General features: G+C 62.1%; 11 protein-coding genes. All 11 read left to right on the top strand.

Annotated features, from left to right (window positions below; translation table 11 throughout):
- Positions 1-291 precede the first annotated feature (291 nt).
- The 11 genes from FGF54_RS06095 to FGF54_RS06050 all read left to right on the top strand — a co-directional run bounded on the left by FGF54_RS06095 (position 292) and on the right by FGF54_RS06050 (position 24048).
- Complete coding sequence (locus FGF54_RS06095) at positions 292-1593, top strand: MFS transporter (RefSeq protein ID WP_142779194.1); 1302 nt, start codon at positions 292-294, stop codon at positions 1591-1593.
- Between the two features lie 160 nt (positions 1594-1753).
- Positions 1754-2941, top strand: coding sequence for an efflux RND transporter periplasmic adaptor subunit (locus tag FGF54_RS06090; protein ID WP_168208021.1), 1188 nt, complete (start codon positions 1754-1756; stop codon positions 2939-2941).
- A complete protein-coding gene (locus tag FGF54_RS06085) occupies positions 2938-6060 on the top strand; it encodes an efflux RND transporter permease subunit (RefSeq protein ID WP_142779192.1) in 3123 nt (1040 codons plus the stop codon). Before FGF54_RS06090 ends, FGF54_RS06085 begins: the two co-directional genes overlap by 4 nt.
- Complete coding sequence (locus tag FGF54_RS06080) at positions 6057-6824, top strand: 4'-phosphopantetheinyl transferase (protein WP_142779190.1); 768 nt, start codon at positions 6057-6059, stop codon at positions 6822-6824. Before FGF54_RS06085 ends, FGF54_RS06080 begins: the two co-directional genes overlap by 4 nt.
- A 24-nt stretch (positions 6825-6848) precedes the next feature.
- The gene (locus tag FGF54_RS06075) at positions 6849-7628 is read left to right on the top strand and encodes an amidohydrolase (protein ID WP_142779189.1); all 780 of its coding nucleotides are present in this window, start codon (positions 6849-6851) and stop codon (positions 7626-7628) included.
- A gap of 136 nt (positions 7629-7764) precedes the next feature.
- Positions 7765-8424 (top strand): TetR/AcrR family transcriptional regulator, encoded by a 660-nt coding sequence (locus tag FGF54_RS06070; protein WP_142779188.1) that lies wholly within the window; start codon positions 7765-7767, stop codon positions 8422-8424.
- Positions 8425-8830: 406 nt separating this feature from the next.
- On the top strand, positions 8831-15925 hold the full coding sequence (locus FGF54_RS06065; protein WP_142779187.1) for a type I polyketide synthase: 7095 nt from the start codon (positions 8831-8833) through the stop codon (positions 15923-15925).
- A gap of 143 nt (positions 15926-16068) precedes the next feature.
- A complete protein-coding gene (locus FGF54_RS06060; RefSeq protein WP_142779185.1) occupies positions 16069-20232 on the top strand; it encodes a beta-ketoacyl synthase N-terminal-like domain-containing protein in 4164 nt (1387 codons plus the stop codon).
- The gene (locus FGF54_RS27425; RefSeq protein ID WP_210247429.1) at positions 20229-21893 is read left to right on the top strand and encodes a PfaD family polyunsaturated fatty acid/polyketide biosynthesis protein; all 1665 of its coding nucleotides are present in this window, start codon (positions 20229-20231) and stop codon (positions 21891-21893) included. Before FGF54_RS06060 ends, FGF54_RS27425 begins: the two co-directional genes overlap by 4 nt.
- A gap of 26 nt (positions 21894-21919) precedes the next feature.
- Positions 21920-23284: an aspartate aminotransferase family protein gene (locus FGF54_RS27420; RefSeq protein ID WP_210247428.1), complete on the top strand. Its 1365-nt coding sequence runs from the start codon at positions 21920-21922 to the stop codon at positions 23282-23284.
- A complete protein-coding gene (locus tag FGF54_RS06050) occupies positions 23281-24048 on the top strand; it encodes an SDR family NAD(P)-dependent oxidoreductase (protein WP_142779184.1) in 768 nt (255 codons plus the stop codon). The genes FGF54_RS27420 and FGF54_RS06050 overlap by 4 nt, the downstream gene beginning before the upstream one ends.
- Positions 24049-24056: the final 8 nt, after the last annotated feature.

Genomic DNA, 24056 nt, shown 5'->3' with positions numbered 1-24056 from the left:
CCACCAAAGTCAGCTTCTGGCCCAGCACCCGGCGGCACTGAACATTTGATCCCACACGGCATTTTTCGCCGTCATGTCATTTTTCTCAGTGCCCGCTTGACAAAAAAACATTCGCCGCAATAAATAGACTGACTACTTAATTAATGAAATGCCGAGCCGGAAAATAGCCGGTCGGGGAAGGCGAGGTGGACATGTTCGCACCCGTCCGGTCCCGAAGCCCGAGTGGCGAGATATTTTACCGTCTTCATCCTTACCGGCAGCGCCGGTAGCCGATCAAACTTGGAGAGTGCGATGCCTTCAGACAGCAGCACGGTTGAGACGATGCCTCTTGCGACGTCCTGCGGTGAACTCGAAAGGGTTTCGGGGGCCGGGTTTCGCGGGCTTAGTCTTCCGCATCGTCGTGCGCCGCTTTATGGCGTCATCCTTGCCGGAGGCCTGTCGCTTTTCGGCAATGCGGTGGCGGCCGTTGCGTTGCCGTGGATCGTGCTGTCCCTGACCGGCAATGCCGCATGGACGGGAATAGCGGCGGCGGCGGGCATGATACCGCTGGTTATCGGCGCTTTCTGCGGCGGCCCCATCGTCGACCGTTTCGGTTCGCGCATCGTTGCGGTTACCGCCGATCTTGCCAGCGCCGTGAGTGTCGCCGCCATACCCTTTCTCATGATGGCGGGGCAGATGGATATCGGCCTTCTGCTCGGCCTGATCGTGGTCGGGGCGCTGCTCGACGGCCCGGGCATGATCGCCCATGATGCAAGGGTGCCGGAACTTGCCCGCATCGCCCGGATGCCGATCGAGCGGGTCACCTCGATAGATGAGTTGCTCGAAAATGCGGCGATGATTTTCGGCCCGCCGGTCGCGGGCATCGCCATTGCCGCTTTCGGGATGGAATATGCCTTGATGATCACGGCGGCCTGTTCGCTGCTCGCCGCCATGATCGGCGCGATCTGTTTGCCGCGTCATAGGCGCAAGTCCGCCGGTGCGGAGAGCGGCGATGCGACATTTGCGGGTCTGTGCTTTCTGCTGACGGAGCCGCTTCTGCGTCTTCTGCTTATCGTCGCCATGGTGATGCTGGCGGTTTTCGGGGCGCTCAACGCCGTTGTCCTGCCGGTGCTGTTCAAGGCCAGCGGCGCGGATGTCCTCGATCTCGGGCTGTTTCTTTCGGTCTCCGGGGCAGGGGCGGCTTTGTCGGCGGTGGTTTTCGCCATTCGCGGTCATTCCTGGAACGGACGGGCCGTGCTGCTCGCCGGCATATCAGGCGCGACGTTTTCCATCGGTCTCATCGCTTTCCTTCAAAGCGGTCCCTTGCTGCTCATCGCGGCCGCCCTGATCGGCCTTTCCACCGGGGCGCTCGGCCCGCTCGCCAATGCGATGTTTCTGAAGCGCGCGCCGGCCGCGATCCGCGGCAGCGTGCTTGGAACCACGGCGGCGATTGCGATGATGGCGACCCCTCTTGCCGTGCTGATCACCGGTTTCGGTCTGGAAGCCGCTGGCGCCGTCTGGTTCTTGTGGGGGCTCAGCGCCACGCTCTGCCTGCTGCTGCTCTGGGTTTTACTCAGCCCGGCCGCACGCGCGCTGGCGAAATCGCCGCCATGAGCGGGCGGCCATTTGTTCCGTCGAGATGCAATCAAACCACCCGTGCGCCTCGGCTTTTGCCGCACCCGATGTTCAAACCCGGACCCGTCCTGCCATGAACGACCTGAATTCCTCTTTCCCCAATCCACAGCCCACAAACACTCGGCCAATACCCGGCGAAATGATCCGACGACGGCCTTCCAGACGCCTGTTATGGTGGACGTTGCTTGCCATTGGACTTGCAGGTGGCGCTGCCTGGCTGCTGCTGCCGGTAGAGGAGACGCCCGCAGAGGCGCAGACCGTGGCGTCCGTCAGGGTGCGGCCGCATGTGTCCGTCGTCACCTCAGCGCCTTATGGTTTCAACGCCGGGCAGGATGTTGCCGGCCTTCTCGCCGCCCGCAACGATATTTCCATAGGCACGGCCGTCACTGGCCAGCGCATCGTCGAGGTTTTCGTCGATGTCGGCGACACGGTTGCGGCCGGGCAATTGCTGGCGCGGCTGGAAAGCAAGACACTCGCGGCCCAGGTCGAACAGACGGAGGCGACCGTCGCCCGCGCCCATGCGACACTCGCCGAGGCCGAGGCGGCGGAGATAGAGGCGAGCGAGAATCTGCGCCGCGCCGAAGGGCTTTCCGGCTCCAGCGTCAGCAAGGAACAGCTTGGCCAGCGCCGCGCCGCGGCGGCCATGGCGCAGGCAAAGATAGAGGGCGCCCGTGCCGAACTGGCGGGCGCGCAGGCGCAACTGACCCAGCACCGTCTCGAACTGGAGCGGACCGAGATCCTTTCGCCGAAACCCGGCCTCATCACGAAGCGCCATGCCCGTATCGGCGCGATGCCGGACAGCACAGAGCCGCTGTTTCGCCTGTTGCAGGATGGCGAACTGGAATTTCTGGCCGAAGCGCCGGAACGGGTGTTGCCGTCCCTGCAAACCGGTCAATCCGTGGCAATCGCGGTCAATGGCGTCAGCCGGGCCATTCAAGGGACCATCCGTGTCGTCGAACCAGCGGTCAACACGCAAAGCCGTCTCGGCATCGTGCGCATCGCCGTTGAACCGGCCGCCGATCTAAGGGCAGGCGCCTTCGCGCGCGGCAAGGTCGATCTCGGCGAGCGCCGTTTTCTCGTTTCCGTTCCCGAAGCCGCGCTGCGGCTGCGCCGCGAAGGTGCGGCCCAGCTTGTGGTGGTCGACGATGAGAACAGGGTGGCGCGCCGCGCCGTTCGTGTGGGGCGGGCGCAAAACGGCGCCGTTGAAATCCTCGAAGGGTTGAGCGCGGGCGAGCGCGTTGTGGAAAGCGCCAGCGCCTTCCTGCGCGACGGCGATGAGATCGTCGGCGTCAGCGAAGTCGCGCAGAAGGAGACGGATCGCCGATGACCAATATTTCCTCATGGGCCATCCGCCGCCCCATTCCCACCATCGTCCTGTTCCTGCTTTTGACGCTTATCGGCATCCAGTCCTTCATGAAGCTGCCGGTCAACGCCAATCCGCGCGTCGATTTTCCGATTGTCACGGTTTCCGTCGCTCAGGCGGGCGCGGCCCCGGCGGAGCTTGAAACGCAGGTGACGCGGCGTGTCGAAGGCGCGATTTCCGGCCTTGCCGGCATAAGACACATACAGTCGACCATCGGCGACGGGCTTTCCACCACGACGGTCGAGTTCCAGCTCGGCATCGATACGGCCCGCGCCACCAACGATGTGCGCCAGGCCGTCTCGCAGATCCGCTCCGAAATGCCACGCGATATCGAGGAGCCGACCATCGCCAGCGTCGATGTCGAGGGTGGGGCGATCCTTTATTTCGCGGTTCGCGCCCCGCAAATGTCGCCCGTCGATCTCTCCTGGTTCGTCGACGAGACCATCGGCCGCGAATTGCTGACGACCAAGGGTGTGCAGCGGGTGCAGCGCATCGGCGGCGTCAGCCGGGAAATCACCGTCCAGCTCGATCCGGACCAGCTGATCGCCTTCGGCATCAATGCCGAGGATATCAACAATCAGGTTCAGGCCTTCAACACCAATGTGCCCGGCGGCAGAAGCCGGCTCAACGAGAAGGAACAGTCGATCCGCGCGGTCGGCGGCGCTATCACCGCCGGCGAGCTGGCGGAACGGCCGATCAGCCTGCCGAACGGTCAATGGACGACGCTCGCCACGCTCGGCAAGGTGACGGATGGCGCGGCCGAGCCGCGTGAATTGTCGCGTCTCGACGGCGAGCCGGTGGTCGGCTTTTCGGTGTTCCGCGCCAAGGGGTCGAGCGATACGGCGGTCGAAGACGCCGTCAATGCCACGATTGCGCGGTTGGTCGACATCTATCCGGGTGTCGAGATCGACCGGGTGCTTTCGACCGTCGACTATACCCGGGCGAGCTATCAGGTCGCTATGGAGACGCTGATCGAAGGTGCTGCGCTGACCGTCGTCGTCGTCTTCCTCTTCCTGCGCGACTGGCGGGCGACGTTGATCGCGGCCGTCGCCATGCCGCTTTCGATCCTGCCCACCTTCGCGGTGATGTTGTGGTTCGATTTCACCCTTAACAGCATCACCCTTCTGGCGCTGACGCTGGTGATCGGCATTCTGGTGGATGACGCCATCGTCGAGGTGGAAAATATCGACCGGCATCTGCATATGGGCAAGCGGCCGTTTCAGGCGTCCATCGATGCGGCGGACCAGATCGGTTTTGCGGTTCTCGCCATTACCGCAACCATCGTCGCCGTGTTCCTGCCGGTCAGCTTCATCGGCGGCGTCATCGGCCAATATTTCAAGCAGTTCGGACTGACCGTGTCGGTTGCCGTGCTCGCCAGCATGCTGGTGGCGCGTCTTGTGACGCCGTTGATGGCCGCCTATATTCTCGTGCCGAAGGGGGTGAAGCATGAAGATCACGGCGCGCCAAAATCCCGTATGGGCCTGGGTTACGTGGCGCTTCTGGAGCTTGCGCTTCGCCACCGGCTGAAAACCTGCGGCATCGGCGTTCTGGTGCTGGTCGGTTCCTTCCTGCTGGTGCCGCTTCTGCCCTCAGGCTTCCTGCCGAGCGACGACCGCAGCCTGTCGCGTATTTTGATCGAGCTGCCGCCGGATTCGACGCTGCGCGATACCGACAATGCCGTGCAGTCCGTTACCACGGCGCTCCGGAACATGCCGGAGGTCAAAAGCGTCTTCGCCTCTATCGGCAGGACGGATGACGGCCCCGACGTTGCCCGTGCCTCGCTGCTGGTCAATCTCGTGCCTGCCTCCGAGCGTTCGCTTTCCCAGCGTCAGTTCGAGCTTGGCGCCGCAGGCCTGATTGCCCGCACACCCAATATCCGCTTTGCCTTCCAGAATGAAAATGCGGCGCGCGATATTTCCATCATCCTCGTGGGTGACGAGCCGCAGACGCTCGCCACTGCGGCTCTTGCCGTGGAAACCGGCATGCGCGGCATCGAGGGCATCGCCAATGTGCAGACCACCGAACCCCTGCCGCGAGCGGAATTGCAGATCAGGCCGCGTTTTGACGAGGCGGCCCGGCTTGGCGTGTCCACGCAATCCATCGCCGCCGTCACGCGCATTGCCACGACGGGCGATACGGACGCCAATTCCGCCAAGTTCAATATCGGCGACCGGCAGGTGCCGATCCGCGTGATGATCGACCGGGGCGCGCAGAGCAATCTCGATACGCTCGGCATGCTCAGGGTATCGGTGGCGAATGGCAGCCTGCCGCTGATGTCGGTCGCCGATCTTTCGGTTTCGGAGGGACCGGGGCAGCTCAACCGCTTCGACCGCCTGCGCCGGGTGACCGTCAGCGCCGATCTTGCCGGCATTCCGCTCGGCGTCGCGCTGGAGCGCATCAATGCGCTGGACGCCGTGGCTTCGCTTCCGGCCGGCGTGCGGCAGGTGCAATATGGCGATGCCGAATATATCGGCGAGATGTTCCAGAGTTTCAGCGCCGCCATGCTGTTCGGCCTCATGATGGTGCTGGCCGTGCTGATCGTTCTCTTCAAGGATTTTCTCCAGCCGATCACCATTCTCGTGGCATTGCCGCTTTCGGTGGGCGGCGCAATCGTCGGCCTATTGCTTTATGGCGGCGCGCTCGATCTGCCGGCGGTCATCGGCTTGCTGATGCTGATGGGTATCGTCACCAAGAACTCCATTCTGCTGGTGGAATTCGCCATCGAGAAGCGCAATGGCGGGCTGAGCCGCCAACGGGCGTTGGTGGAGTCCGGCGTCGAGCGCGCGCGCCCGATCATCATGACCACGCTTGCCATGGTTGCCGGCATGATGCCGGCGGCGCTGGGGGTGGGGGCGGATGCCGGTTTCCGCGCGCCCATGGCGATTGCCGTGATCGGCGGCCTGATTACATCCACCCTGCTGAGCCTCGTTTTCGTGCCCGTGGTCTTCACCTATATGGACGATCTGCGCGGCTGGCTCGGCCGCAGGCTACAGCGTCTCACCTCCGTGACCGCCGCAGACCGGGCAGGGGCGGAGCGTCAGATAGCCGCCGGCGAGGCCGCAACGGTGCAGGGGCAGGGATGATGGCGGATTATCCGGTCTCAGGCCTGAAGGCGCCCGCCATGCACGAGCATATCGCCGCCGCCGTCGGGCGATCTGAGGGTTTCCTCTCTGGTCCGGTTTTTCTCGATACCGGATCGGGAAACGTCATCGCGCTCGAGGTGCAATATCACCTGCCATTTTATCGGACGGCCCTGTTCGACCGGCTGGACGTGGCGATGCCGAAACTGCTGGCGGAAGCGGTTCCCAAGCGGCAGGCGGAGTTTCTCGCGGGCCGTTTTCTGGGGCAGGCGGCGCTCACACTCTTCGGGCATGCCCCTCAACCGATCGGCATCGGCAACAAGCGCGAGCCGGTATGGCCTTCAGGCATAAGCGGTTCGATCAGCCATTCCCACGGTATCTGCGTCTGCATGGTAACGCAGGACTGCGATGTGAGGGTCGGTGTCGATATCGAGAAAATCGAGCCGGGAGCGGTAACGGAGGTCATCCTGAAGCGCGCCCTTGAGCCGCTGGAGCGCAGGTTGATTGCCGACCGCGAGGAATGTGACGCAAGCATACTGCCTTTCCTGGTGTTTTCGGCCAAGGAGACGCTGTTCAAGGCGCTTTATCCGGTGGTTGGACGCCATTTCGATTTCCAGGCGGCGCGTCTTTTCGAAAAACCCGGCCGCGATGAATTGCGGCTGGAACTGACGCGCCCGCTGCATCGCTCGCTTCCGGCGGGACGTCGTTTTTCCATCCGCTTTTCGGTGACGGGCAGTTTCGTCCGCACCTGGCTTGTTTGTCGTTAAACCCATATTTTCAGGGAGATATTGATGAGTGACAAGGATCTTCGCGTAACGCTCGTGCAGGCCGATCTGGCGTGGGAAAATACCGAGCGGAATTTGCAGCAATTCGACCGGCATCTCGATGAGGTCGAGGCGACGGATCTGGTCGTTCTGCCAGAGATGTTCACCACGGGTTTCAGCATGAACCCGAAGGCCGTGGCGGAACCCATGGATGGGCAGGCAGTAAACTGGCTGCTGGAGACCGCGCGCCGACATGACGCGGATATCGTCGGCAGCGTGGCGATTGCCGAAGACGGCCGTTATTTCAACCGGCTGATCTGGGCGCGTCCGGACGGCACGCTCATTCATTACGACAAGCGGCATCTGTTCACCTATGCGGGCGAGCACGAGCATTATACGCCGGGGCAGGCGCAGCAGTTGATCGAGCTAAAGGGCTGGAGCATCGCTCCCTTCATCTGCTTCGATCTGCGCTTCCCGGTCTGGTCGCGCAATCGCGGCCAATATGATGCTGCGATCTATATAGCGAGCTGGCCCGCCCGCCGGGCTTCCCACTGGAAAACGCTGCTGCCGGCCCGGGCCATCGAAAACCAGTCCTATGTCATCGGCGTCAACCGCATCGGTATCGATGGCAACGATCTCTCCTATGACGGCGACAGCATGGTCATCGACCCCTTGGGCGAGATATGTTTTCACGCCAATGTGAAAGCGACCGTGCATCAGCAGCGGCTCTCCCGCCAATTGCTGGATGAAACCCGGGCAAAACTGCCTTTTCTTCGCGAATGCGAGCGGTTTGAATTGATCGCCTGATACCTCTGGCAGCCGAAATCCAGTCGGGGCGGGTGCCTCTCCGCCCCCCATTCGCCTTTTACGGGTAAGGGCGGGTTGACAGGCGACCGCGATATAATTAATGGATTAAGTGCTCAATTAATTTATGGGAGCGATCATGGCCCGCAAGCTGGATCCAGCCAAGCATGAAGCCAAGCGGCAGCAGATTCTCGAGGCCGCCATCACCTGCTTCGCGCAAAACGGCTTTCACCAGACTACCACGGCGCAGATTTGCGCGGCGGTCGGCATGAGCTCCGGCAATCTCTTCCATTATTTCGACAGCAAGGAAGCGATCATCGAAACGATCGTTGCCGAAGAGCGACGGGAAACCGCTGACTATTTCGCCGAACTCGGCGCGGCGGACGATCAGTTCGGTGCGATTTTGGGTTTCGTCGACGCCTCGCTGGAGCTTGCGACCGATCCGACCTATGCCCGACTGGTACTGGAAATCGCGTCCGAAGCCATTCGAAATCCAGCCATTCATGCGCTTGTACGCACCGCCGACCAGGAAATTCGCGCGGGCATCGCCGATCTCGTGCGCAAAGGAATGGAGCGGGGGCAGATCGACGCCAATCTCGACGCCGAGCGCGCCGCCACCTGGATCGCCGCATTGATAGACGGTGTTTTCTCGCGTTTGGCAGTCGATCCCGATTTCCAGCCCCTGAAAGAGGCCGAGATGATGCATCTGATCATCGGCCGATTCCTGTCGGCGCGGCAATATTCCAATGCAGCGGATGAAACCGGACGATGTCCGACGCCGGCAACGGCTGGGGCATAGGCCCGTACCGATTTGTCCCGGAAAACCGGACTGCGGTTTTCATTTCATGTCTCCGGCAGCCGCCGACATGCGGCGGCGGGCTCGCTTGTATCTATGAGAAATCCGATCGTTGATGTGTGGATTTTGACAGTCAGTTTTCACCAGTTCAACCAAAGATGTCTGAATTATGAAAATTTCAACGTAAAGTATATTAATGCTTTTCAAGTGAATGAATATATGTTTTATACGTCCGCAGACGCTTAAGTGCGAAATTAACTGACGAATATACTGAATTAATATTCCGATATCGGAGTATTGATCATGCATATGTACGCGCTAAGGCGCGAAAATTTCGAATTACATCCTGATTTTTCTTGTCTCTGACGGGAGCGTTGCTTTCCGTCCCCAGGGAAGGACTATTATTGTGATGCTGCAGAACCACACTCCCGCACCGCCGCCTCTGGATATCGCTATCGTCGGCATGGCCAGCCATTTTCCCGATGCGGCCGATCTTTATGATTTCTGGTCCAATATCGTGAACGGTCACGACGCGATCCGCGACGTCGATACGGTCGATCCGGTCGAATATTGGAAGCCGGAGGATTTCTACGATCCGGATCCGCGGGCCGCCGACAAGGTCTATGGCCGCAAGGCGGGCTTCGTGCCGCCGATCGATTTCGATCCCGTCGGTTTCAAGCTGCCACCGCTGATGCTGCAATCGATCAGCACAGCGCAGCTTTTCGCGCTGCATGTGGCGAAACAGGCCATGGCGGATGCCGGTCTTCTGGGGGCGGGGGCCGACAAGATCGACCGCGACCGGATCGGCGTTATTCTGGGCGGTTCCGGCAACGGCAATACGGCGTTTTCGCTGGCGGTGCGTCAGCAGATACCGTTCCTGCGCAATATCCTCCTCAATAGCGGCCTGTCCGCAGAGGTGGCGGAAGACACGGTCGAGCGGTTGCAAGGCCTGTCGCTGGAATGGAACGAGGATAGTTTTCCCGGCTTTCTCGGCAATGTGGCCTGCGGCCGCATCGCCAGCTATTTCGATCTCGGCGGCACGTCCTACATGGTCGACGCCGCCTGCGCGAGCAGTCTCGCCGCCATCAAGGCCGCCATCGGCGAATTGACGGATGGCAGTTGCGACGCCGTGCTGACCGGCGGCATCAATCTCGAAAATTCGATTTTCTCGTTCCTGTGCTTCAGCAAGACGCCCGCTCTATCGAAAAGCAACCGCTCGCGGCCCTTCGACAAGAAATCGGACGGCATGATGCTGGGCGATGGCGTCGGTTACCTGGTGCTGAAGCGGCTTTCGGACGCCGAGCGCGACGGCGACCGCATCTATGCGGTGATCCGGGCGCTCGGCGCCTCCAGCGACGGCCGCGCCAAGAGCATTTTCGCACCGCGTTCCGAAGGTCAGGTGAAGGCGCTGAAGCGCGCCTATGCCCAGGCGGGATTGACGCTGGCCGATATTCAATTGATCGAGGCGCATGGCACCGGCACGGAATCCGGTGACGAGACCGAGATCAAGAGCCTCATCAGGCTTTCCGAGGAGCAGGGGCTCGATGGGAGCCATTCCATCGCCATCGGCAGCATCAAATCGCAGATCGGCCATACGCGTTGCGCGGCCGGCGCGGTGGCGATGATGAAAGTGGCGCTCGGCCTTTATCACAAGGTTCTGCCGCCAACGATCAATGTGGAGGAGCCGACAGAGATTCTGACCCGGCCGTTCTACGTCAATACGCTGGCGCGGCCGTGGATGCGCCCGCCGGGCGGCGAATTGCGGCGCGGTGCGCTCAGCGCCTTCGGTTTCGGCGGCACCAATTTCCACGTCATTCTGGAAGAATACGAACCGGAAACGCGCGAAGAGGCCTACAGGCTCAGCCGATCGGCGCAGGTTCTTGCGTTTCATGCACCGACACCCGCCTTGCTGGAGGCGACGTGCCGCGACGCTCTTTCGCAGCTTTCCGGGGAGGCGAAGGTGGCCTTTTTCGAAGCCCATCTGGCAGATAGCGGCAGGCTTGCACCTGCGCCATCCTCCGCCCGTCTCGCTTTCGCGGCAGCGACGCCGGAGGAGGCGCGAGAGTTTCTGGCGCAGGCCGTGCCCTTGCTGCAATCTGGACCCGACAAGGTGTTCGAACATCCGGCGGGCATTTATTACCGGCCCGAGGCGGCGCCGGTTGCGGGCCGTGTCGTTGCGCTTTTCCCGGGGCAGGGCGCGCAATATGTCAATATGGGCGCGGGCGTGACCCTCGATTATCCTGAGCTGCGTCAGGCGGTGGAAAATGCCGATGCCGTGGCGCTCGACGCCGGCCTGCCGCCTTTGTCGGCGGTCATTTATCCGCCGCCGGCCTTTTCCGATGCGGAAACTTTTGCGCAGGCCCGCGAACTTACCCGCACCGCCAATGCCCAGCCGGCCATCGGCGCGGTGAGCGCCGGCTATTTCCGGTTGCTGCAACGTCTCGGTTTTGCGCCTGATTTCGTCGCCGGGCACAGCTATGGCGAGTTGACCGCGATCTGGGCGGCGGGCGTGCTTTCGGATGCGGATTTTCACCGGGCCTCGCTTGCGCGCGGCCGCGCGGTCGAGATGCCGAGCGGTCTTGCCGATCCGGGCGCGATGCTGGCCGCGCAGATGCGTCATGAAGAAGCCGGGGAATTGCTTGCGGCCGTCCCGGATATCGTGATCGCCAATGACAATGCGCCGGAACAGCTCGTTTTCGGCGGTCCAACTGAAGCGATTGCGCGCGCCCATGCCTGGCTTTCGCAGCGTGGCCGCCGCAGCCAGACCCTGCCGGTTTCGACAGCCTTCCATACATCCTATGTCAGCCATGCGGCCGATCCTTACCGGGAAGGCATTGCCGGGGTGGAATTCGCAAGCCCGCGCTGCGCGCTTTATTCCAGCGCGACGGCCGAACCCTATGGCGAAGACCCCGCGCATTATCGCGATGCGCTGGTCGGGCAGCTTGTGCAGCCGGTGCGTTTTCGCGAAATGATCGAGCGGCTCTACGCCGATGGCGGTTATCTGTTCGTCGAGATCGGCCCCAAGGGCATTCTCGGCAAACTGACCGCCGACATTCTGAAGGGCAAACCGCATGCGGTGGTTTCGCTCAATCCGAGCGCCAATGGCGAAGAAGCGGTGCAATTGCGCCGGGCGCTGGCGAAGCTGGTGGTGGAGGGCGTGGCCCTTTCCGACGCCGACCCCTATGTCCGCAAGCGTCCGCCGGAGGAGCGGCCGGCCAGACAGACTTCGAGCTTCACCCTTCAGGGCGGCTTTTACCTGACCGAGAAGAACCGCAAGCGGCGCGAACATGCACTGCGCCACGATACGCGCGTGGTGGAGAAATTCCTCGCCGAGCGCACCGCACGAAACACGCCCGGCCCGGCTGTTTATCCGGACCCTGAGGCCGGGCCTCAGCCGACGCAGAACATTCCGGTTTTCCCATCGGTTGCCAAACCCGTTCTTCCCACTTCGTCCTCCCATGCCACTGACAGGATCGAGATAGCAATGACGCGCCAATCCGAGAATATTCCGAAGCCGGACCAGATGGACAGGCAGATCGAAAGCCAGAATTTGCTCAGCCAGCTTCACCAGCAGTTCCAGACCAACCAGAAAGATTATATCGACATGCTGGGGTCTCTGGTCAGCAAGCAGCACAGCCTGCTGGAGAAGTTCCACGGCCATCCGCAGATGGAGAGCATGACCGCAAGTCTGGCCCGCAGCCTGCAATTACTCGAGCGCAATCAGGAACTCTACCATCTCAACCATGAGCGCTATTTCGATAACCAGATGTCGCTGATGAGCGGCGAGGCGGTCCGCAGCCGTCCGCCTATTCCGGCCCTTTTGCCGAACACGCTGGAAATGCCGAAACCGGCGGAGCCGCAGGCATTGCCGCATCAGCAGAGTTTTGCGCCCGCAACCCAGGCCGTAGCGAAACCCGCTATCGTCCCGGCTCCGCAGCTGCCCGCTGCGCCGGTTACGGCCATTGTCGCTCCGAAACCGATTGTGCCGGCAATATCCGTTCCTCAGCCAGTGCCGGCGGCCGCTCAGGCTCCGCTTCTCAGCGCCGAGGATCAGTCGCGGATCGCCGTTCTTGAAGCCATCACGGAAGAGCGGCTGATCCGCGAATTGACGGAAATCGTCAGCGAGCGCACGGGATATCCGGTCGACATGATCGGCGATCAAATGGATCTCGAGGCCGATCTCGGCATCGACTCCATCAAGCGTCTGGAAATCTTTGGCGCAATGTTCGACCGTCTATCGAATGGCGCGCGGCTTCTCGAAGATGCGGACAAGAACCGCAACGACGAGAATTTCGATATCGAAACCATGAGCAATATCCGCAAGATGACACAGTTCTTCCTGCGAACGGTCGACGAATTGCTCGCCGGTATCAAAGGATCGTCGCCCGCCGTTACACCCGCCGCAGAAGTCGTAACGCCGGTAGCGGCGGCTCGGGTTCTCAGCGCCGAGGATCAGGCGCGAATTGCGACGCTTGAAGGGATCACCGAAGAGCGGCTGGTGCGTGAATTGACGGAAATCGTCAGCGAGCGCACGGGATATCCGGTCGACATGATCGGCGATCAGATGGATCTCGAGGCCGATCTCGGCATCGACTCCATCAAGCGTCTGGAGATTTTCGGGGCGATGTTCGACCGTCTGTCGAATGGCACCCGGCTTCTGGAGGATGCGGACAAGAATCGCAACGACGAGAATTTCGACATCGAAACCATGAGCAATATCCGTAAGATGACGCAGTTCTTCCTGCGCACCATCGGTGAATTGCTGGCCGATATCAAAGGCGTGTCGCCCGTGACCGCCGTTACGGAAACGCCGAAACCTGCTGCCCGCGCCAGCGCGCCTGCCGCGGCCGGCGCTTCCGTCGTGACCCTCCAGCGTCTCGGTGTGGTGACATCCACGAAGCTCTCCGGCGCCGGCGACGAGGAGACCTCCCAGCCAAAAAAAGCTTTGGCTGAGCAGGATGCCTTTGCACCTCTTGCTCAGCCGGTTATCGCTGCCCCTTCCGTCTATCGTCACATTGTGGTGCGTCAGGACCTTGCACGGCCGGACAGAATGCCGCTGGCGCTCGCCGCCGGCCGCATCTGGTTGCTTGTCGATGACGGCAAGGGATTGAGCGAGATATTGGCCGCGCGCCTGTTGGCGCAGGCGCAGAAAGTCGTCCGCATTCATCTGTCCGCACCGGCCAAACCGGCAAAGGGCAAAAGAAAGCAAGCAGCCGGAACGGCTATCGACGGTGTGAGAGATTACAGCCTCCAGGACCGCAGCAAAGCGGCCGCCGAGGCTTTGATCGCGGAAATCGAACAGGCGGAAGGCCCCATCGGCGGTTTCATCCATCTGCAGCCCGCAACCGGTGCGGCATCGATGGGCGAGGTCTTTGCCGAGGCGGGTTATGACGCCGCCGCGACGCTTTTCACCCTGGCCGGCGTCCTGCAGCCGAGACTGACGAATGCGGAAGGACGCAGCACCTTCTTTGCCGTCAGCCAATATGACGGTGCGCTGGGAACAGCGGGCAGGGGTCTCTTCAATGCGGCCGGCGCGAGTGTCGGCGGATTAACGAAATCGCTCGCCGTCGAATGGGAAGACGTCTTTTGCCGCTGGGTGGATATCGATCCGGAACTCACGGCCGAAGAGACGGCTGACCTCATCGTCGAGGAGCTGGAAGACCCGCAGACGGCGCTGGTGGAGGTCGGACGTGGCCTTCAGGGATCGCGTATGACCCTGACAGGCCGTGCCGAGCCGGTGGTCGATCAGCAGGAAACCGGGCTCGATGCGGATAGTGTGTTCCTCGTCAGCGGCGGCGCGCGCGGCATTACCGCCGATTGCGTGATCGCCCTGGCCGAACGTCATCCCGTCCGTTTCGCCCTTCTGGGACGCACCGATATCGATGTGCCGCTGCCCGAATGGGCTGAGGGCATCGATGGCGATGAGGCCCTCAAGGCGGCGGCGATTGCAGCCATGCAGGCCGAAGGCGAGCAGCCGACGCCGGTGAAAGTCGAAAAGATGCTGAATGGCCTGCGCCATGCGGCACATATTCGCCAGACGCTGGCGAAGATCGAGGAGCTTGGCGGCAAGGCGGCTTATTTCGCCTGCGATATCGCCGACGCCAGAGATGTCGAGCGCACGGTCGTCGCCGTCGAGGAAACCCTCGGCAAGATCACCGGCATCGTCCATGGCGCTGGCCTTTTGGCCGACAAGCGCATCGAGAAAAAGACGGCTGAGGATTTCACCGCCGTTTTCGATACCAAGGTGCGCGGCCTGCAAAACCTCATGCAGGCGCTCCGGCCGGAGGCGATGAAACATCTGGTGCTGTTTTCCTCCGTCTCGGGTTTCTTCGGCAATGCCGGGCAGACCGACTATGCCATGGCGAACGAGGCGCTGAACAAGTTCGCGCATATGTTCAAGGCGAACTATCCCGACGCTTTCGTCCGGAGCATCGGCTGGGGTCCGTGGGATAGCGGCATGGTCAATGACGTGCTCAAAAAAGCCTATGGCGAGCGCGGGCTGGCGATCATTCCGGTGGAAACGGGTATCAAGTTTTTCGCCGACGAATTCGGCTCCGGCGACGGTGCGCAAATCCTGGTGGGTGGCGACAGCTACAAGGTGGCGCGGACGGTCAAGACGGTAACGGCATCACGCATCGTCGAGCGCAATGTCGATCTCGGGACCGCGCCTTTCCTTGCCGACCATATGGTCGACGGGCGGTTCGTCCTGCCGGCGACGGCTGCGGCGAGCTGGCTGGTGAAGCTCGCCGAAGACATGTTGCCCGGCTACCGTTTTGAGACCCTGCTCGGCTTCAAGGTTCTGAAGGGCGTCGCCCTTGAGAGCGGGGAAACCTGCCTGCTGGAAGCGCAGATCGAGCCGGCGGCGGAGACGCTGGCTGCCGGTGACCGGCATGCGCTGACGATCTCGGTTTCCAGCCGGTCGGGTTCCGAACGTCACAACCGCTATATCGGCACCGTGGTCTTGAGCCGTGAAATGAGCCTTCGCCCGCGCCTCGGTTCCTTCGATCTCAGCAAGGATGATGAGCCGCTCGGATATCCGCTCTATGGCACGCTGCAGGAAGGCCCGCTGCTGTTCCACGGTCCAAGTTTCCGGGGGCTGCGGGAGGTGCTGAATGGCGGCGATCACGGCCTGACGCTCGCCTGCGAGCTGACGCCGGTGGAAGAGGCGATGCAGGGGCAGTTCCGCACCACATCCTTCAACGCCTATCTCGGTGACGTCTTCATGCAGGCGCCGTGGTTGTGGCTGATCCTCGGCAGCGACTATGCCGGATTGCCTTCCGCCATCGGCCGTGTCGACCGGTTCGCCACGCTCGGTTTCTGTGAGCCGTTCTTCCTCTCGATGACAATCAAATCCCTCACACAGGCAAGCCTGCTGGTGGATATCGCCGTGCATGACGAGGCGGGGCAGCTTTATTTCCGGCTATCGGATGTCCAGTTCACCGTTTCCCGGCAATTGCGCGAGCGGCTGGTGGGGCGTGAAGACAAGGTCGAGGCGGCCGAATAGTCGCCCGACAATTCTTCGGAAAAGCGAAGGCTTTCCGGGGCACCCGTAACAACAGGCAAAGAGACGCGTTTCCGCATTCCGCTTCTGGTCGTTCAGGCCGGGAACGCTCTCTTCTGCGCGCAATTTGACGAAGGATGATGGCGATGGGACAGATAGCAATCACGGGGCTCGGATGCGTTTTCCCCGGAGCGGATTCGCCGGACCGTTACTGGCGCAATCTGGTCGAGGGCAGGGACTGCACCTCCCTGCTTTCCGCCGTCGAACTGGGCGTCGATCCCGCCCTTTACCATCATCCCGAGCCGGGAACGCCAGACCACATCTGCTATACCCGCAATGGACATGTGCGCGACTTCCGTTTCGATGCGGAGGGTTACCGGCTGCCGGCAAATGAGCTTCGCGCGCTTGATCCGCTGTTTCACTGGACGATGCATGCCGCACGTCAGGCGCTTGAAGACAGCGGCGCTTCGCCGAAGCGCTGCGGCCTGATCGCCGGCAATATCGGCATGCCGACCCATTCAGGCAAACGGCTGATGTCGGGTTTTTACCATAGCATTCTCGAGCCCTATCTGCGTGAATTGCTCGACAGGCCGGATTTCTCCTTTTCCTCCTATTGGGATGCCTCGGGGCTTTCCGGTCTCAACCTCATGACCGGCAGCCACAATGCTACCATCGCGGCTCTGGCGCTCGGCCTGTCGGGGCCGACCTATGCCATCGATGCGGCCTGCTCCTCGGCGCTTTACGCCATCCGGGTCGCGAGTTCCTACCTTCTCGATGGCAGCGCCGACATGATGCTGGCCGGCGCGGTCTGCCATGCCGATCATATTTATCTCGATCACGGCTTCAACGTGTTGCAGGCTTTTCCGAGCGACGGGCGTTCGGTTCCCTTCGACCGGGCCTCGCAGGGGCTGAAGGCCGGGGAGGGTGCCGGCATTGTGGCGCTGAAACGTTATGAGGACGCGCTTAGCGACGGCGACCGGATTTACGGCGTCATCGAGGCGATCGGCGTTTCCAACGATGGCGGCGCGAAACATATGCTTTTGCCGGACCCGCATGGGCAGATGCTGGCGTTGCAACGCGCCTATGCCGGCATTTCGCCCGAGATCGACTATCTGGAATGCCATGCGACCGGCACGCCGGCCGGCGATCAGGTGGAGCTTTCCACAATCGAGCGCTTCTTCGGCGAAACCTCGCTGCCGCTTCTCGGCGCCAACAAGGCCAATAACGGCCACAGTCTCACCGCGTCCGGCATGGCGAGCCTTCTGAAAGTGCTTCTGGCCATGCGCCATGACCTGATACCGGCGACGCTGGATATCGAGAACCTCGTCGCCACGCCGAAGGGCCTCGTCAACCGCGACCATATCGTGCGTGAAAACCGGCCCTGGGCGAAGGGTGAGAAACCGCGCCGCGCCGGCATCAACGCCTTCGGTTTCGGCGGTGTGAACGGCCATATGGTGCTGCGCGAACATGTTGCCGATGGGGCCGTTCCGACTGTCACGAACACCCCTGTCGTGGCTCCTGCCGAACTGGATATTGTCGGCATCGCCATGGCCCTGCCGGGAACCGACAATGTCGAAACCTTCCGCGAGACCGTCGCCACCGGACGCCAATGGTTCCAGCCCCTGCCGCGCACGCGTTGGCTCGGCCTCGAAAAGCGCCGCGATATTCTCGCCATCGGCGGCATGGATGAGGCGCCGAAGGGTGGTTACATTGAGAGCTTCGATTTCGATTGCCGCCATTTCAAGCTGCCGCCCAAGGTCATCGGCAATCATCTTCTCGCCCATGCCTTTTTGTTGCCGGTGGCCGAACGGGCTTTTCTTGATGCGGGTTATGCGCTGGATGGGCAGAGACGCAATATTGCGGTGATCGTCGCAAGGGATGTCGATCATAGTTGCCTGCGCTATCAGGCGCGCAACGAGATCGGCTGGCAATTGCGCGACAGCCTTGAGCGTTGCGGCATCGCACTTTCGGCCGAGCAGGTGCAGGCGCTGCAGGGGATCGTCAGGGACAGCCTGTTCCCCGAACCCTTCGCCGAAGGCATTACCGGCGGAGTCGGCAATATCGCCGCAAGCCGTGTCGCCGCGCATTTGCGGCTCGACGGTCCGGCCTTTGCGCTCTGCTCGCATGAAAGCTCGGCTTTCAAGGGGCTGCAACTGGCGCGCTACATGCTCTCCGAAAATATGGTCGACGCGGTCATTCTGGCCAGCAGCGCCTGCGACGGCGGGCTCGAAAACATGATCTATGCCACACCCCATCGCAGCCAACCCGTGGGCGAGGGCTGCGGCGTACTGATGCTGGAAAAGGCCGGGAGCGGGGCGGCGGGCCGTGCCTATGCGCGCCTGCGCGGGCTTGAAATCCAGCACGACACGACCCCTGGCGTGACCTTCATGCCATCGGCGGATGCGGTGGCCCGCACGGCGCAGGCCTGCCTGCAAAAAGCCGGCGTCGCGCCTGCGGATATCAGCTATATCGAGCGCTACAGCATGGCGCAGGACACGGAAGCGCGTGTCGAGGCGGATGGGCTGGCGCAGGTTTATGGCGCGGCGGTTCCCGCGGGAAGTTCCAAGAACAATTACGGACATCTCGGTGCGGCATCCGGCATGCTCAGCCTCATCCACGCGGCGCTGGTTCTGCACTACGGCCTCTCGTCGCGATCCACCAATGGGCGGCAGCTGGCGGCCATCAGCGGCATGGGTATCGACCGGGCCTATGCGCATATCCTGCTGGAAAGCCCGGCCGTGGCGCGGCCGCATGCCAAGCGCCCATCGGTGCAGACGCCGGCGACCGATCCGCTGCTGGTCAGGGTTTTCACCGGACGGGAACGCACCATCCCCGAAATCATTCTCGATCCCGCCAATATCGCCCTCTTTCAAAAACCACGGTTCGGGACGCCGCTTCGGCCGTCCCCGGCAGTGGTGGCCGAATCTTTCCCCAATCCGGTTACCGACTGCCTCCAACGCCTGCCGCTGGACTGGCAGCAGCGGCAGGCGGTCCGCAATGCCCGCACCAATCTGCGGTTCATGCAAACCGAACAGGCGTTTTATCGTCGCCTGCGCCATATGATGGCCAGCGAAACGGTCATGCCTTCGCGTCCCGCGCTGTTCGACGAAGCGCAACTGATCGAACTGACGGACGGTTCGGTAAGCCGCGTGCTCGGGCCGGATTATGCGCTGGCCGATAGCTACGCGATCCGCACGCGCATGCCGTCGCCGCCCTATATGTTCGCGTCACGCATCACCGGTACGACCGCAAAAGCCGGTGCGCTGGAGCCGTGCCGCATCGAATGGGAACTCGATCTGCCTGACGATGCCTGGTTTATGTGCGAGGGCAAGGTTCCGGCTTTCGTGGCGCTGGAATCCTCGCACGCGATGATCGTCGCCTTCACGCTCATCGGCTGCGACCAGCTTTTCCGGGGCGAATTGCGCTATCGCGCCGTGGACAGTCGCACCTTCGTTTACGGTGAAATGCCGCGCGCCGGCGAATTGCTGCGCGGGCGGGTGGATATCAAGTCCTTCCTCAAGGTCGGGCGCAATATTCTGGTTTCCTATGAATATTGGTGCCTTGCGGATGGGCGGCCCGTCTTCCGTCTGGAAGCGAATTCCGGCTTCTTCCTGCCGCGCGATCTGGAGCGCTCCAAGGGTGTCGATCCGGCGCCGTTCCTCAAGAATGACGGCGCGGCGCGAAGCCCGTTCATGCCGCTTCTCACCTGCGCGAAACAACGTTTCGACGAGACCGAGATCGAGGCGCTCGGGGCCGGCGATCCTGCCGGCTGCTTCGGGACAGACTATCGGACCGAGGCCGTTCCGCCGAAGCTCTGGACGCCGATGGCGCGGATGCTCGACCGGGTCGTGTCCGTCGACCCCAAAGGCGGGGCGTTCGGCCTCGGCGTGGTGGTGGGCGAGCGCGATATCGATCCCGACCATTGGGCTTTCAAGGCACATTTCAAGAACGACCCCTGCGTGCCAGGAACGCTTCTGGTGGAAGGCTGCGAACAGCTGCTGAAATTCTATCTCGCCTATCTCGGGCTTTATTCGGCTCCCGGTCTCGATGGCCACACGCTGACCGATCACCAGTACAGCGCCAAGTTCCGCGGCGAAGTGAAGCCGCAGCGCGATACGCTGCGCTACCGGTTAACCTGCAAAACGATCGACGTCGCCTATGGCGAGGATGGCGTCACGCTGGAGCGCGCAGCCTTCGTCTTCGTCGCCGAGATCATCCACAAGGACAATGTCATCGGCATTTGCGACAATCTCGGCGCCGGTTTTTCCCGTCGCCGCAACGACCAATCATCATGGGTGGCCGCAGCATGAACGAGAACCTGCACATCAATTCCACATCGCTTCTGCGGGCATGGCGAAAACAGGCCGATAGCGCCGCTTCCATCGAGACGACCGGCCGGCTTCTCGCCGATCTCCGCCAGCGGCTCTACGTGGTGAACGCCGGCGACCGGTTGTCGCTTGAAACGGCCTGCGACGATGCGCAGGCATGCGAGGGCATGGTGCCGGCGCTGGAACCGCAGCAGCTCGGCGATCCGGCGTTCCTTCACGATTACGGCGTGTGCATGGCCTATTACGCCGGCGCGATGGCCAACGGCATCAATTCCGAAGACATGGTGATTGCGCTCGGCAGGCAGGGGCTTCTCGGCTTTCTCGGCGCGGGCGGGCTCGGTCGCGAACGTGTCGCATCGGCGCTGGCGCGCATCGGCGCGGCGTTGCCGCAGGGGCCGTGGGGCGTCAATCTCCTGCACAATCCCGGCGACGCCGAATGGGAGATGGATGTGGTGCGCCTGTGCATCCGCCACGGTGTCAGGGTTGTGGAAGCCTCGGCCTATATGAACCTGTCGCCGGCCATCGTTTACTGGCGGGCGGCCGGGCTTGCCCGAAACGGGCAGGGCGGCATCGAGATCCGCCACCGCATCATCGCCAAGGTTTCGCGGCGCGAGGTGGCGCAGCATTTCATCCATCCGGCCCCGGAAAAAATGCTGGCGAGGCTGGTGGAGGACGGCCTGATATCCGCCGAGCAGGCGGCGATGGCGGGCGAGGTGCCGATGGTCGACGATATCACCGTCGAGGCGAATTCCGGCGGCCATACCGATAATGGCGTGCTGAGCTGCGCCTTTCCTTCCATTGCGGCGTTGCGTGACGACATCGTCGAAACCCGTGGCGAGGCTTTCCGCGTCCGCATCGGTGCGGCGGGTGGCATCGGCAATCCGCAGGCGGTTTACGCCGCTTTCGCCATGGGTGCGGCCTATGTCTGCACCGGCTCGATCAATCAGGCCTGCATTGAGGCGGGCACCTCGCCGCAGGTGAAGACGCTGCTCGGACGCGCGAAAACGGACGATGTGGCGATGGCGCCCTCCGCCGACATGTTCGAGATCGGCGCCAGGGTGCAGGTGCTGAAGGGCGGCACCATGTATGCCATGCGTGCCCAGAAACTCTACAATCTCTACAAGCAATATGACGGCCTCGAAGATATTCCGGCCGCCGAGATCGCCAGTCTGGAAAGCGTAATTTTCCAGAAGTCGCTGCCGCAGGTCTGGGAGGAGACACGGCAGTTTTTCCAGTCGCGCGGCAACCCTAAAATTGTGGAGGCAGCCGAAGCGCATCCGAAGAAGCGCATGGCGCTGGTCTTCCAGTGGTATCTTGGCCAATCCTCCCGCTGGGCCATTGCCGGCGAGAAAACCCGCGCGGTCGACTACCAGATCTGGTGCGGCCCCGCCATGGGCGCGATCAACGAATGGCTGCGCGGCAGCCCCTATGAGACGGTCGAAAACCGCTCCGTCGTCACGATCGCCGATCTCCTGATGCGCAATGCGGCCTATCTGGCGCGGCTCGCCTCCCTCAAACATGCGGGCATGCCGGTGCCAGAAGCGCTTTATCGCTACCGGCCCTGGGCGGACAATGTCGCGCCGCACCTGATGCCGTCCTCAGCCAATTCCTCCCTGCCAATCGGAACCGTCCCGGCAGCATAGCCGGCCTAACTGGAGAAAGCACAGCCATGATCACGGATACAGACAGCAAGCTGACGCTGAAGATTTCGCGCGATTTCTACAAGCGCCTCTGGGAACTGATGCCGGGCGGCACCCACTATAATTTCGGCGATGCCGAGCGCGCCTTCGTGGTGCCCTTCAACAAGGGCCGCAATTCCCGCGTATGGGATCTGGACGGCAACGAACATCTGGATTTGTTCTGCAAATTCGGCGCACTTTTCGTCGGTCACCACAACGAGGCCTATAACGAGGCGCTGATCCGCTACATGGAAAAGGTCACCTCCGTCGATACCTGCGATCTGGAGATCGAGGTAGCGGAACTGATGATCAAGCATATTCCCTGCGCCGAAATGGTGCGCTTTTGCCTGAGCGGCACCGAGGCGGTGCAGAATGCGCTGCGACTGGCGCGCGGCTTTACCGGCAAGAACCGCTTCATCCGTTTCCACGGCCATTATCACGGCAATGCCGACAACGTCATGGGCTGGCGCAAGCGGGATAATCTCGATTTTCCCGTGCCGGAAAAATACCAGGGCGACATGCTCGATACGCTCGGCCGCGCCGAAGGCGTGCTGGAAAGCCAGAGCTTCATGCTGCCGTGGAACGATATCGACGCGCTGGAAGCCACTATCCGCCGTTACGGCAACGAGATCGCGGCCGTGCTGATGGAGCCGATCTGCATCAATGGCGGCGGTATCTTCCCGGTCGAAGGTTATCTGGAGCGGACGAAGGAACTGTGCGAAGAGCATAATATCGTTCTGATCTTCGACGAGATCATCACCGGCGTGCGGCTGGGCCTTGGCGGCGCGCAGGATATTCTCGGCGTCACCCCGCATCTCGCCACCTTCGGCAAGGCGCTTGGCGGCGGCTCGATGCCGATTTCGGCCATTGCCGGCCGGCGCGACATCATGGACCTTTATACGCGCGGCAAAGTCATCCATGCCGGCACCTTCAACGGTTATCCGCTGGGTCTCGCCGCGATAAAGGCGACCTTCGACATCATTGAAAAGGATCCCGGTTGCTACGACCGGATGCGCCGCTACACCGAACAGATCTCCGGCGTCTTCACCCGGGCGGCGAAGGCTGCCGGTATGCCGCTCGTCATTCAGGGCATGCCGACGGCGCTGGTCTATCACTCGCAGGAAGAGCCGGTGGATCGTTCCGAAGGCTATTCGCACAAGGTGAAATTCTGCGACATCATTATCCGTGAGGTCAGCAAGCGCCACGGCATCCAGTTCTCGCCGCTGTCGCGCATCTATTCCAACCTTTTGATGAACCAGGACGACGTGCATTTCTTCGAGGAGCGTATTTCCGACGCACTCGTCAATGCACGCAAGGTCATGGAAATCGCCTTCAAGGATGAGGAAGTCGCGTGAGCCAGCAAATCGCGGTCGTGACAGGTGCCTCCGGCGGCTTCGGCGCCGCCATTACCCTCTCATTGCTCGAGGTGGGTTATGCGGTGGCGGCGACGGATATCGACGTCGCCGCGCTGCAACGCCTTGCGCGGGAGACCGGCAATCCGGAGCGTCTAGGCATTTTCGCCATGGACGTGACGGACCATGGCAGCGTCGAGCAGGCATCAGGCGCCATTGCCGATAAAATGGGACTGCCGGTGACCGTGCTGGTCAACAATGCCGGCATTCTCGACCGCACCTATTGCGTCAACGATCGCAGCCAGATGCAGTCCCGCAAGGTCATCGACGTCAACCTTGCGGGCGCGTTCAACTGCACCGGTGTTTTCACACGCTCGATGGTGCGCCAGCGTTACGGGCGCGTCATCAACATCGCCTCGATTGCGGGCATCTGGGGGGCAGGGGGAGGGGCGGCTTATGCCGCCTCCAAGGCCGGTCTCATCAAGGCTTCGGAATCCTGGGCGCAGGAACTTGGCCAGTTCAACATCAGCGTCACGGCGATTGCGCCGGGCATCTGCAAGACCAACATGTCGAAGCCTTTCGAACAGGAAGGCATCAACGACACGGTGGCCGATGAACGTCTGGTGCGCTCGATCGTGCCGGTCGGGCGCTGGGGCACGCCGGATGATGTGGCCGAGGTCGTGACCTTTCTGGCCACATGCAAAACCAATTATCTCAATGCCGCGGTGATCCCGATGGATGGCGGCATGCGGGTCGGAACGCTGTGAACGGAGAT

This window comes from Agrobacterium sp. T29 (assembly GCF_006970545.1).
Taxonomy (GTDB): domain Bacteria; phylum Pseudomonadota; class Alphaproteobacteria; order Rhizobiales; family Rhizobiaceae; genus Agrobacterium; species Agrobacterium leguminum.
This window is presented reverse-complemented; position numbering and strand designations above follow the sequence as displayed.